General features: G+C 59.9%; 11 protein-coding genes, 1 tRNA gene and 1 pseudogene. 7 read left to right on the plus strand and 6 right to left on the minus strand.

The annotated features are described in order from the left end of the window. Both PPP56_RS04415 and PPP56_RS04420 read right to left on the minus strand, forming a co-directional pair. Positions 1-208, minus strand: a 208-nt coding sequence (locus PPP56_RS04415; RefSeq protein ID WP_353562823.1) for a hypothetical protein, incomplete at its 3' end; no start/stop codon positions are given. A 383-nt stretch (positions 209-591) separates the two neighbouring features. Next, on the minus strand, positions 592-819 hold the full coding sequence (locus PPP56_RS04420) for a type II toxin-antitoxin system Phd/YefM family antitoxin (RefSeq protein WP_353562824.1): 228 nt from the start codon (positions 817-819) through the stop codon (positions 592-594). 324 nt (positions 820-1,143) lie between these two features. Between PPP56_RS04420 and alaS the strand changes: the two genes are divergently transcribed. Continuing rightward, the gene (gene alaS, locus PPP56_RS04425; protein WP_353562825.1) at positions 1,144-3,996 is read left to right on the plus strand and encodes an alanine--tRNA ligase; all 2,853 of its coding nucleotides are present in this window, start codon (positions 1,144-1,146) and stop codon (positions 3,994-3,996) included. 173 nt (positions 3,997-4,169) lie between these two features. Here alaS and PPP56_RS04430 read toward each other — a convergent pair. The 4 genes and pseudogenes from PPP56_RS04430 to PPP56_RS04445 form a co-directional block, all read right to left on the minus strand. Then, positions 4,170-4,358: pseudogene (locus PPP56_RS04430) on the minus strand (DUF5615 family PIN-like protein); the annotation flags it as partial. Next, positions 4,355-4,591, minus strand: coding sequence for a DUF433 domain-containing protein (locus tag PPP56_RS04435; protein ID WP_353562826.1), 237 nt, complete (start codon positions 4,589-4,591; stop codon positions 4,355-4,357). The pseudogene PPP56_RS04430 and the gene PPP56_RS04435, both read right to left, overlap by 4 nt. 199 nt (positions 4,592-4,790) lie before the next feature. After that, positions 4,791-5,231 carry a transposase gene (locus PPP56_RS04440; protein WP_502912548.1) on the minus strand — a complete coding sequence of 147 codons (441 nt, stop codon included), beginning with the start codon at positions 5,229-5,231 and terminating at the stop codon, positions 4,791-4,793. 552 nt (positions 5,232-5,783) lie between these two features. Continuing rightward, positions 5,784-6,818: a carboxypeptidase-like regulatory domain-containing protein gene (locus PPP56_RS04445; protein ID WP_353562828.1), complete on the minus strand. Its 1,035-nt coding sequence runs from the start codon at positions 6,816-6,818 to the stop codon at positions 5,784-5,786. A gap of 392 nt (positions 6,819-7,210) precedes the next feature. Between PPP56_RS04445 and PPP56_RS04450 the strand changes: the two genes are divergently transcribed. The 6 genes from PPP56_RS04450 to PPP56_RS04475 form a co-directional block, all read left to right on the plus strand. Continuing rightward, positions 7,211-7,299, plus strand: a tRNA-Ser gene (locus tag PPP56_RS04450). A gap of 235 nt (positions 7,300-7,534) precedes the next feature. Next, complete coding sequence (locus PPP56_RS04455) at positions 7,535-8,080, plus strand: acyl-CoA thioesterase (protein ID WP_353562829.1); 546 nt, start codon at positions 7,535-7,537, stop codon at positions 8,078-8,080. Positions 8,081-8,095: 15 nt separating this feature from the next. Then, a complete protein-coding gene (locus tag PPP56_RS04460; RefSeq protein ID WP_353562830.1) occupies positions 8,096-8,557 on the plus strand; it encodes an RNA polymerase subunit sigma-54 in 462 nt (153 codons plus the stop codon). 104 nt (positions 8,558-8,661) lie between these two features. Further along, on the plus strand, positions 8,662-9,579 hold the full coding sequence (gene rfbD, locus PPP56_RS04465; protein ID WP_353562831.1) for a dTDP-4-dehydrorhamnose reductase: 918 nt from the start codon (positions 8,662-8,664) through the stop codon (positions 9,577-9,579). Positions 9,580-9,749: 170 nt separating this feature from the next. Further along, a complete protein-coding gene (serS, locus tag PPP56_RS04470; protein WP_353562832.1) occupies positions 9,750-11,027 on the plus strand; it encodes a serine--tRNA ligase in 1,278 nt (425 codons plus the stop codon). 150 nt (positions 11,028-11,177) lie between these two features. Further along, a partial coding sequence (locus PPP56_RS04475; protein ID WP_353562833.1) for an alpha/beta hydrolase family protein occupies positions 11,178-11,951 on the plus strand: 774 nt, incomplete at its 3' end.

Consider the following 11,951-nt stretch of genomic DNA (forward strand, 5'->3'; position numbering starts at 1 on the left):
GGCGTCTGCGAACGCGGACAATATGTCTCTGTAATCGTTGTTCAGCATCGGGGATGTCGGAGGCGTGATTAGAACCGGCCTGTTTGAATGCCCAGGCTGTTTTGGTAAGTGGCCATACCATGCTGATTAATTCGGCAGGCGTTCGATCCGCAAGGTCATCATTGGACGACTGATCTTCAAGGCGGCGGATGGAAAGACGACGGTTCATCTCAAGAAGGACTGGGTGGGCGGTGTGCAACGAGCCTGAGTTCTACAACGAGTGATACGGGGCATGGATCGCGAAACGGTGTGCACCATGTTCATCCATCCAGATCGTGGGAGAATGACCATGGTAGATTTCTGGCGATGCAAGGAGCAACGTACGGCAGATAATCTCACATCTCGACACCAGATGTTTTCTTGTCGCATGGCTCCGCCGTGCGACGCACTTTTTCAGAGGCTTCGCCCCGTTCTTCCACAAGAAATAGCGCCTATTGGACTTGAGCTGGTACCTCCTACAAACACATTCGCTGTCACTCATCAAAACAGGCTCCCTTTGGGCGTGCTCGCTACGCCTCCATACGGGCAGCAAGCGGGTTGCAGGCGTTGCCCTTACAGGGAGGTGCGCTCGCGTCCCGCACGAACGGCGGCCACGATCTCCTTTGTGCTCATCTTGATGTCCACCGCAGGTACGTCAAGAGGCGATCCTTCGCTCTCTTGCGGACGAATGAGGTATTTGCTTCCATCACGTCGCCGAATTCGGACTTCGGCCTCATCTCTGGCCTGGTCCAGCAGGTCAGCAAGATGTTGACGGGCCTCTGAATACGTATACACTCTCATTGCTACACCTCCAAGAGACCGATTTTGGATTCGTAACTGTTTCTTATAGTCTTCAATCTGGGTGGCGTTTTCCGCGTGGAGAAAAAGGACGCGAAGTGGCGGAAACGGAGTCCAGGATCACGAGACGAGACGGGCGAACACCACCACCCCCACAAACCGCGCCCACACATCCGAGCGAGGAAGACCTTTCGCCTGCGGTACCCATCCCGTCTTTGTGGAACGGAGCCCCCGGAGGCGGGATACCTACATTCGACCTTGGCGCAGGGCTTCGCATCCCCCTGGGCCCTTCTGCTATCTCGTACTCTTTGACCCGGCTGCCTGCCTATGTCCACCCCCGACCGCTCCGCCTCCGCCATTCGCCAGCAATTCCTCGACTTCTTTGCGGAGAAAGACCACGCCATCGTTCCCAGCGCCTCCATTGTGCCGGGGGGCGATAGCACGCTGCTCTTCACGAACGCCGGCATGAATCAATTCAAGGATGTGTTTCTGGGCACGGGCAGCCGCGATTATACCCGCGCTGCCGATACGCAGAAGTGCCTGCGCGTGTCGGGGAAGCACAACGACCTGGATGAGGTGGGCCACGACACGTACCACCACACGTTCTTTGAGATGCTCGGCAACTGGAGCTTCGGCGACTACTTCAAGCGCGAGGCCATCCGCTGGGCGTGGGAGCTCTTGGTGGATGAGTGGGGCCTGGAGCCGGAACGCCTGTACGCCACCGTCCACGAGGGCGACGACGCGCTCGGGCTGGAGGCCGACGAGGAGGCCGCTGCACTCTGGACGGAAGAGACGACCATTCCAGAAGCCCACATTCTGTACGAGCCCTCCAAAGAAAACTTCTGGATGATGGGCGACACGGGTCCGTGCGGGCCGTGCTCGGAAGTGCATGTGGACATCCGCTCCGAGGAGGAACGCGCCCGGGTGGATGGCAAGACGCTTGTCAACAAAGACCATCCACAGGTCATCGAGATCTGGAACCTCGTGTTCATCCAGTACGATGCGCAGCCCGATGGCTCTCTGGAGACGCTCGACGATCAGCACATCGACACGGGGATGGGCTTTGAGCGCATTGCGGCGGTGCTGCAGGGCAAGCCCAGCACGTACGACATCGACCTGTTCCAGCCGCTCCTGCAGGCCGCTGCCGACGCGTCGCCCCACGAGGCCGTGCGCGGCTACGACGACATCGCGCTCGACGATAGCGAGGAGATCAAGCGCATCCGCATTGCACTGCGTGTGATTGTGGATCATATCCGCGCCATCGCGTTTGCGATTACCGACGGCGTAACGCCGGGCAACGTGGGGCGGGGCTACGTCATCCGTCGCATCTTGCGCCGGGCCGTCCGCTACGGCTACCAGACGCTCGGTCTGCGCGAGCCGTTCTTGCATGCGCTGCTCCCCGCCCTCATCGAAGCCATGGGCGATGCCTTTCCCGAGCTCGATGAAAAGCAGAGCTATCTGCAGAAGGTCATCCGCTCGGAAGAGGAGAGCTTTCTGGAGACGCTGGGCACCGGACTCGACTTCTTCGCCGGGCTCGTACCGCACGTCCATCAGGCACAGGGGGATGCGCAGGCCGCACTCACATCGCTACAGGAGGATGCGAAAGCGATGAATCTGCTTACGAATGCGTACGTCGACCACGACGACCGGACAGCCATTGCAGAGGCGTTTATCGCGACCGCGCAGAAGGGTGCGCTGGCGGGTGAGGTCGCCTTTCTCTTGCACGACACCTACGGCTTCCCCATCGACCTGACGCAGCTTATGGCCCGCGAAGAGGGGCTGTCCGTCGATATGGAGGGCTACGAGCGGCTCATGCAGCGCCAGAAAGAGCGCGCCCGTGCGGCCTCGCAGTTTGGCACGGGTCCAGATGCCGATGGCGACTGGCACATCGTGTCGGATGGACCGCGATCTGAGTTTGTGGGATATGACGCGCTCAGCATCAGCGACGCCCAGGTCCGCGCCGTACGGACCGTCACAGACGAGGATGCCGATGCCACTGCGCAGATCGAACTGGACCGCACGCCGTTCTACAGCGAAAGCGGTGGACAGGTCGGCGATACCGGCACGCTTACGCTGGGCGATGATTCGGTGCGCGTTCTTGATACGCAGCGCATGGGCGACCGCATCGTGCACATGGTCAACCGGCTACCGGAGTCGCTGGATGGTCACGTGCAGGCCCGCGTGGATGCGACGCGCCGCCAGCATATCAAGAAGCACCATACCGCCACGCACCTCTTGCATGCGGTGCTGCGGCGAACGCTGGGCGAGCATGTGCAGCAGAAAGGCTCGCTCGTGGCGCCGGATCGGCTGCGGTTTGACTTCAGCCACTTTGAGGCCGTCACCGACGACGAACTCCGCGCGATAGAAGTGCAGATCAACCAGGCCGTGCAGCGCAATATCCCGAAGCAGGAAGAGCGAGGGGTGCCCATGGAGGAGGCGATGGAGCGCGGCGCTACAGCGCTCTTCGACGAGAAGTATGGCGACGAGGTGCGCGTCATCACGTTCGACCCGGACTTCTCGATGGAGCTCTGCGGCGGCACGCATGTGGATGCAACGGGCGAAATCGGCATCGTACGGCTGCTCTCGGAGGGCTCGGTCGCCTCGGGCATCCGGCGCATCGAAGCTGTTGCCGGGGATGCCGCTGTTGACTTTGTAGAGCAGGAACTGGACGCGTTGGATCGTGCTCGCAGGCAGTTTCAGGGGCTGCAGCGCCCGCTCGCCTCTGAGATCGCCGCGCTGAAGGCCGAACGCGATGCGCTCCGCGAGCAGGTGCAGGATCTGCAGCGTGCCCAACTGGCGCAGCATCTGGATCGCATCATTGCGGAGGCTACTGAGGTGAACGGCATCACCGTAGCCACCGGCACAATCGGCGAGGCCGACATGGATCTGCTGCAGGACCTGGGTCAGCAGCTACGCGATCGCCTGGGCGCTGGAGCCGTGGGCGCGCTCGGCAGCACCGATCCCGAAAGCGAGAAAGTGTACGTGGTGGCCTCCGTTGCCGACGATGTGATTGCAGCGCACGACATCAAAGCGGGCGACCTGGTGGGCGACCTGGGTCGCCAGTTGGGTGGTGGTGGCGGGGGACGCCCGACATTCGCCTCCGCCGGCGGACGACACGCCGACAAACTCACCGATGCGCTTGACGGCGTAGCCGACTGGGTGCGTGGGCGGGTGACATGAGGTGTGCTCAGGTCAGTGGGCGGATGCGTGCTTTCTCGGCGTCCAATACCACGAAAGATGCGCTTAGGCCGTTCAGGGTCGCGGCTGAGCAGCGCTCGTAGCTGAGATATTTTGAGCGCCCGCTCCTCTGGGGCAAAGCGCAACAGGATAATTCCCTGCATGGGATGACCCAATCGGTAGACAAGTGTCCCAAAATCTTTATCCTCCGTTAGCAGGATGCGTTTTTCATTCCATGCTTGCTGGAGCACTTCGATGTCAGAGGCCCCACGCATGGATTCCAGGACGTACGTCACATCGTAACCTTCATCGCAAAGGGCTTTAACAAGTCCGGCATCGCAGCATTCATCTACCAGTAGCTTCATGGCGACTCTTCCGCAACAGGGACTACCGTCTCATCTGCCATATAATCTGCTGCGAAGCGGACGGCGGCAAAAATATCTTCTTGCGCCAGATGAGGATGGTCCTCGAGAATCGATGCGACGGTCTGCCCCGCTCCCAATTTGCGAAGAACGTGCTCCACGGGAATCCGGGTGCCCTTAATGACAGGCTTCCCGAACATCACATCCGGATCTTTGGTGATGCGGTCATGCGCCATGATGTTGAAGATGGTTGTGGAAGAACGGAGAATCCGAACCAAGACCTCTGCGAATGCCCTTTATGTGAGGATGGGCACAGCTATGCATGGTTGAATTTGATTGTCAATTAGTTTCCAACGACGTTTTTCGTTCCCAGGTTCGCCTGCGTGATGCCGCCTCTCATTTAGGGGATTATCCCGTAGTCGTAGCATTCTCGATTCAGGGCGAATACAACCGGTCGTGGGTCCATTGTGCCGGATTGTTCGTAATGTACTGGCGGATGGCGTGGAATTCTCGTTCGCTACGTACAATGCGGTCGTGATACCGGGATTGCCATGCAAAATCGGGGGCCCCGGCCCGCCGGATGCGTTTGGTGCAGGCGGATTTATACGATCGGATGATGGTGGGTACGGATCCGGGATCGGGGGAAATACGGGACATGTGACGTGATACGGAATCATCAACGGGTTCGTTGTCCCCCCCGGTAGAGACGTTGGAGTCCAACGTCTCTACGGAATCGTTGGGGGTCGACATGATTCCCAACAATCCATGCACATGGTTGGGCATAACGACAAACGCATCCAACCGAACGTGGTCGAAATGGTCCGGGATGGTGGTCCAAAACTGATGTGCGACACACCCCGCCGCGGACAACCCCATGATGTCGTTCTGGATCGTCCCGAAAAAATGGGCACGCTGGTGGGTGCATATCGTGACGAAATACCATCCGGGCGATCGATAATCCCACGTCGGGTGCCGAGCCGATTCAATCCGGTAGGTGCCTTTGAACAGCGCCATTCGTTAGCCTGATATTCGGTGTTACGATTAATACGTGGCACGTGCTCTTTTCGGAATGGGCGGTGTGCTACCGAATCGTTATAAATTGCGTGGTTGGGTGCAATGTATGCCCCTTCCAAACGCACCACACCAAAGCGGCTGCCTCACCGTGTTGAGGCAGCCGCTTTTTGTTTGAGCACTTTGTCTTAAGTAGATCCGCAAAAGTATCTTGCGAACGTGTCATTGCGAGGACGGAGGACGAAGCAATCTATGCGTTTCAAATCGGCGTTGCGTCCTGCTCGGTAGCATGAGATCGCCGCGCTCGCTCGCGATGACACCCCCGGCGTATTTTTGTTGACCTGCATAACTGGTACGGAAACACGTGACACGCAACCACAGCCTGCTTAAAGCAAGCTCTAACTATCAAAGCAAGCTCTAACTATCCAGGTAGATGTAGTAACGAAGCACGCTCTCTTGCTCTATGTTCAGTCCTAAAGTATTGTGAAACGTGGTGTAGACCACGCGTCCACTGCCGAGGCTGAACGTGATGGCGAGGGGCTCGTTGCCCTCATCAAGCTGCGAGGGCTGTCCGTGAACGAGCACCTCCGCATCGCCCTCCAGGTTGGTGATGCGGCTCCAGCTTGGGGCGTCGTAGGTGATTGTAAGCTCCCCACGCCGAATCCAATCACGAAGCGACTGCGCGGTTACGCGTCCCTCAAGCTCTTCGGCAAACGAGTCGTTCGTGAACGAGATGTCGTCGGGAAAGAGCGCTTCCACGTATGGCGCTTCGAGATCTGAGATGTAGAGCGTACCGCCCTGGTTCACATAGTCGGCCAGCACGGCGGCCCGTTCCTCGGTAAACGAATCGCTCCCACAGTTGACAAAAACCATGGCGTAGTCACCAAGCAGATCTGCGTCGCCCAGGCTCTCCGGACTCAGCTCATCGACATCCTCATTGCCCAGCCCGAGCACGACGTCTTCGATGCTGTCGTACTCACCCGGCACATAGCCGAGAGGCTGTACGCTATCGAGATCGACCTCGTCGACGGCAATCACGTCGTTGAGCGGAACGGTCACGGTAAACGTAGCCTCAAAGACGCCCCGCTTCGCGATGAGCGTCTGCTCTCCCGTCGGCACATCCTCAAGCGTAAAGGCTCCGTCTGCGTCGGTTGTTGTGGTTGGGCCGTCGGTCTGCACGGCGAAGACGGGGCTGAGCACTGTATTGAGCGGACGCAGAGCATTCCCGGACTGTGCAGCATCTGCTGCCTCGTCCGTCGCCAGTCCGACGGTAACCCCCTGGATAGGCGTCTCGCCATCGGCGGCTGTCACCACGCCGATTACCGTTCCGGTTTGCGGACCCGGGTCCGGTTCGGGGTCACTTACCCCGGAGTCGCCATCGCATCCCATGAAGAAGAGCAGAGACAGCACAAGAAGAGTAGCGCCAACGAGTCGGCTGGAAGTCAAATACATAAGACATACAGGTACTGACAGAAAAAATACGTTGCACTTTTCACACGTTGATGAAAGAGGTGCTACAAAAACACCAGAAACAAAAGAGGGTAACAAAATGATGTACCGGCTGCCCCGCATTTGGTACATTCTACTCAACATGGATACCTCTGTAACCCCCCGCCGTTGTAGAGAGACACTATTTATCGCAGTGATTAGATGCAGAAGATCACCGTAGATCAGGAGACGGATGACCGCACAGACCTACGCGGTGGCCGATTTACTCCGTTGGCTACGGGGCGAGCACTCAAGCCGTTTTCTGTTGCGATTGCCGTTCATCGTAATTTGAGCATGAGGCAGGAACGTCGCCTAAGAGCACAGGTACAGCATGATCGGACATTTTAACACGCCCCGGTGGGGTGGCGGAGCCTGGTTGAACGCACCGGTCTCGAAAACCGGAGTACCCTCACGGGTACCGGGGGTTCGAATCCCTCCCCCACCGCTTTCCGAACAGCCGTCTTTCGCACACTGCGGAGGGCGGCTGTTTTCTGTTGCATCTTCTGTTGTATCTTTTAGACAAAAACAGTGCCCGCTCGTGCGCTGTGTACGTTTGTGCCAGCAGGTAGCGCGGTGCAAGCGCCCCATAACGCTGTGGATGCCTTCGCATGCGCCCGCTGTTCCGCGAGGCGCCCATCATGCAGCAGTTCACATATTCCTCCCTTAATACCCCTCACGCCATGTCGGCCAATCATACCGTTGCGAACTCGCACTGCACCATGACCGAGATCGTTCTGCCCAACGACACCAACGGGCTAGGCAACATGATGGGCGGACGCCTACTGCACCTGATGGATAAGTGCGCGGCCATTTCAGCCCAGCGCCATGCCCGTCGCGTGTGCGTCACCGCCTCGGTCGACAACGTCGAATTTCAACGACCCATCCGTGAGGGTAACGTCGTGGTGGTCGAAAGCCAGGTAAATCGGGCGTTTCGCACGTCGATGGAGGTAGAGCTAAACGTGTGGGCCGAAAACCCGCGCGACGCCACCCGACGCAAATGCAACCGCGCCTTCTATACCTTCGTTGCGCTAAGCGAAGACGGCCATCCCATTGAGGTGCCGCAGGTCGTCCCCGAAACGCCCGAACAGGAAGCTCGCTTTAAAGCGGCCGGCAAGCGCCGCGATGTACGCCTGGTGCTCGCCGGTCGCCTTTCTCTCGACGAGGCCGACCACCTGCAGGCCGATATGCTTGATGCAGTGCGTACCGCCAACCAAGACACTGAGTAGCACGGGGCCGTGCCTATGCGTATCTTTCTGATGACGCTGCTTCTCGGCAGCAGCCTTGCCTTTCTCGCCGCTCCGCTCCTGGCACAGCGTGCGCCCGGCGCCATCGGCATAGGCGCACAGGCCGGACAGCCCGGCGGCTTCACAGCCAAAACCTACGTACCCGGCCTCTGGGCTGGCGTGCTTAGCCTCGACACGAACTTTCGCGACCAGACCGTCTTTCACGGACATCTGCTTCGTGAACGCCCGTTGCCCGAAGCGCCACTCTGGTGGTTTATCGGACCCAGCGCATTTGCCGGGCTCCGCGACCTGGATGCCCGCTCGCGAGTCGTTACCGGCCTTGGCGCACGCGTCGGGCTCAATTTCTATACGGAGCGTATAGAGATCTATCTGCATGCCAGCCCGCGCATAGAAGCCCTACCTTCTCTGCAACCTGTACTTGGCGGAAGCGTCGGCCTCCGCTATTACATCCGGTTCTGACGTTTCCAGGTTCTAACGCCTCCTGTCCTCCAAACGGTTGAACGCGCATTCCGTATGCTTGCTGGAATGCGTGCCTGCAACTCCTTGACTGTACGTCTATCGCTATGCTGTACAACCGCGTACTTATCACCGGCGCCAACGGACTGCTCGGGCAGGCGCTCACGAAGCGTCTGAGCCAGCTGCCCGAGTACGACGTGCTGGCCACTGCCCGCGACGACGCGCCTCGCTTCGACACCGGCTCGTGCGGATATGCTCCCCTCGATATTACCCGCGCCGATGATATCGAAGCCCTCTTCGACGACTTCACCCCCAACGTGCTCGTCAACTGTGCCGCCATGACGGATGTCGACGGCTGCGCGGAAGACAAAGATGCCTGCTGGGCCACCAACGCCACTGCTGTGGAGCAGCTCGCCGACGCTTGCCGACGCCACGGCACGCGTCTGGTGCAGGTCTCCACCGACTTTGTGTTCGACGGCGAAGACGGCCCCTACACGGAAGACGCCCGCCCGAATCCGGTTAACTACTATGGGCGCTCGAAGCTGGCTGGCGAGAATGCCGTGCGAGCGTCTGGCATCGCCAAGTGGGCCATCGTGCGCACCGTGCTGGTATACGGCACGGGCACGAACCTCGGGCGCGGCACCATTGTCACGTGGCTGATGCAGAAGCTGGAAGCAGGCGAGCCCGTGCATATCGTCACTGACCAGTGGCGCACGCCTACCTACGTAAACGACCTGGCCCGCGGGATTGAGCGTGTGCTGCACCTTGAGAAGACCGGCGTATACCACGTGTCCGGACGCGAGCTCGTGTCGATTTACGACCTGGCAACCACCGTCGCCGAGGTATGCAACTACGACGCCAGCCTCATCACGCCCGTCACCAGCGACTTCTTCGGAGACGCCGTACCGCGTCCGCCGCGTACCGGATTTATCATCCTAAAAGCAGAAACTGAACTGGGCTACCGGCCCACGCCGCTACGTGGTGCACTCCGTTCGGTCGCCGAAGAGCTTGGCGTTGCATCATAGCCCCCGTCTCTGCACACTCGTGCCCGCATCCAAACAGCTTCTTAACAGCGATAGGCTGCCTTTTCGCATCGTATTGGCGTTCTTAGGGATGCGTAGCATATCCGCCTGACTACGTCCTTTTTGGTTTTGCTGTCTACTTGCTATTTCGCGAACCCCGACCCGCATCCCTTATGCTTGACCTTGATTTTGTCCGTGCCCACCCGAACCGCGTGCGCGAAGCCATGCGCGCCAAAGGCGAAGAGCGTCCCGAGCAGGTCGACGCGCTGCTGGAGGTCGATGAAGAGCGCCGCACGCTGATTACGGAGCTGCAAGAGGCGCAGGCGCGATCGAACCGCGTCTCGAAGCAGATCGGCGCGCTCATGCGAGAGGGTAAGCAGGAAGAAGCCCAGGAGCGCATCGAGGAAACCAGCGCGCTGAAGGAAAAGATTAGCACGCTCGATGACCAGGTGCGTGAAAAGGAGACGCTCACCCGGCGCATGCTGCTTCAACTTCCGAACATCCCCCATCGGAGCGTACCGGTCGGCGCCACCGAAGACGACAACGAGGTCGAGGAAGAGGTCGGCGAAAAGCCAACGTTCGACTTCGAGGCCCAGCCCCACTGGGAGCTGATCGAGGCGCTTGGGCTTGTCGACTTTGAGCGCGGCGCCAAAGTGACAGGCGCGGGCTTTCCGATCTATGTCGGCAAAGGTGCCCGGCTGCAGCGCGCGCTCATCCAGTTCTTTCTGGATCGGGCGTATGAGAATGGCTACACCGAAGTACAGCCGCCGCTCTTCATCAACGAAGACAGCGCACGTGGCACCGGACAGCTGCCCGACAAGGAGGACCTGATGTACGAGATCCCGCGCGAGGGCTTCTTCCCGATTCCAACCGCCGAGGTGCCTGTCACGAATATGCATCGCGACGAGATTCTGCTAAACGAGGATCTGCCCCGAAAGTACTGCGCCTACACGCCGTGCTTTCGCCGTGAAGCGGGGTCATATGGCGCCCACGTGCGCGGACTCAACCGCATGCACCAGTTCGACAAGGTTGAGCTCGTGCAGTTTGTGCCACCCGACGAAAGCTACCGCGCGCTGGAGGCGATGTGTGCCGAAGCTGAAGGGCTGCTCCAGGCGCTGGGGCTGCCGTACCGACGCCTGCTTATGTGCACCGGCGACATGGGCTTTACCCAGGCCAAGAAGTACGACCTGGAGGTGTGGAGCGCCGGGCAGGAGCGCTGGCTGGAGGTGTCGTCGGTCTCGAACTTTGAAGCGTTTCAGGCACGGCGTATGCAGATCCGCTACCGCCCCGAGCCCGATGCCAAGCCGCAGCTCGTGCACACCCTGAATGGGAGCGGGCTCGCGCTGCCCCGCGTACTGGCAGCACTTATCGAACAGTACCAGACCGAAGCCGGCACGATCGCCCTGCCCGAAGTACTGCACCCGTACACCCGCTTCGAAACGATCGGGTAGCTCTTCATATACTTGCGTGCTCGGCCGTAACAGCCAGCGCCGCCCTGCAACGTATCCGGTGGTGGCGTGTCTGTCCTGCCCAACATCTGTCCTGCCCAACAGCAGTAACTCTTCGCATCCCACCTTCCTCTTTCCTGCTTTCTCTACGCTATGGCTACCGAACGACTGACCTTCACGAACGATCGCGGCGATGAACTGGCGGCTCGCCTTGAAACCCCGAGCGGTGCACCTACCGCATATGCGCTCTTTGCGCACTGCTTTACGTGTTCGAAAGACCTGCGCGCAGCACGCACCATCAGCAAGGCGCTGTGCGACCGGGGCTTTGCCGTGCTGCGCTTTGACTTCACCGGGCTCGGAGAGAGTCAGGGGGACTTCGCCGACACCAACTTCTCGTCGAATGCCCAGGACCTGGTGGCTGCCGCGCGGTTTTTGGAAGAGGGATACGAAGCGCCGGCGCTTCTCGTGGGGCACTCGCTGGGCGGTGCGGCGGTGCTGCAGGCGGCGCATAATATTCCTTCTGCACAGGCCGTTGCTACCATCGGAGCGCCCGCCGAGCCTGATCATGTGACCCACCTGCTCAACGATCACATCGACACGATCACCGAACAGGGCGAGGCGTCTGTTACCCTGGCCGGGCGGTCGTTCACCATCAAGAAGCAGTTTCTGGACGACCTGGAGGCGCAGCATATGAGCAGCACGATCGGCAATCTGGGGCGCCCTCTCCTCATCTTCCATAGCCCCGCCGATGCGATTGTGGGCGTCGGTAACGCCGCTGCTATATACAAAGCCGCCAGGCATCCTAAGAGCTACATCTCGCTCGACCAGGCCGACCACCTGCTGAGCGATCCGAGCGACGCAACCTACGTAGCCCATGTGCTTACGGCCTGGGCCGTACGCTACCTCGATGCCGCGTCGCCCACCGAC

Source organism: Longimonas sp. (assembly GCF_040409695.1).
GTDB lineage: Bacteria > Bacteroidota > Rhodothermia > Rhodothermales > Salinibacteraceae > Longimonas.

Excerpts from the sequence above, each read along its gene's own strand:
- PPP56_RS04460 (WP_353562830.1), top strand. The coding sequence starts at position 8,096 with ATGCGTATCTTTCTGATGACGCTGCTTCTCGGCAGCAGCCTTGCCTTT.
- PPP56_RS04455 (WP_353562829.1), top strand. The coding sequence starts at position 7,535 with ATGTCGGCCAATCATACCGTTGCGAACTCGCACTGCACCATGACCGAG.
- PPP56_RS04420 (WP_353562824.1), bottom strand. The coding sequence starts at position 819 with ATGAGAGTGTATACGTATTCAGAGGCCCGTCAACATCTTGCTGACCTG.
- rfbD (WP_353562831.1), top strand. The coding sequence starts at position 8,662 with ATGCTGTACAACCGCGTACTTATCACCGGCGCCAACGGACTGCTCGGG.
- serS (WP_353562832.1), top strand. The coding sequence starts at position 9,750 with ATGCTTGACCTTGATTTTGTCCGTGCCCACCCGAACCGCGTGCGCGAA.
- PPP56_RS04435 (WP_353562826.1), bottom strand. The coding sequence starts at position 4,591 with ATGGCGCATGACCGCATCACCAAAGATCCGGATGTGATGTTCGGGAAG.
- PPP56_RS04440 (WP_502912548.1), bottom strand. The coding sequence starts at position 5,231 with ATGGGGTTGTCCGCGGCGGGGTGTGTCGCACATCAGTTTTGGACCACC.
- PPP56_RS04445 (WP_353562828.1), bottom strand. The coding sequence starts at position 6,818 with ATGTATTTGACTTCCAGCCGACTCGTTGGCGCTACTCTTCTTGTGCTG.
- alaS (WP_353562825.1), top strand. The coding sequence starts at position 1,144 with ATGTCCACCCCCGACCGCTCCGCCTCCGCCATTCGCCAGCAATTCCTC.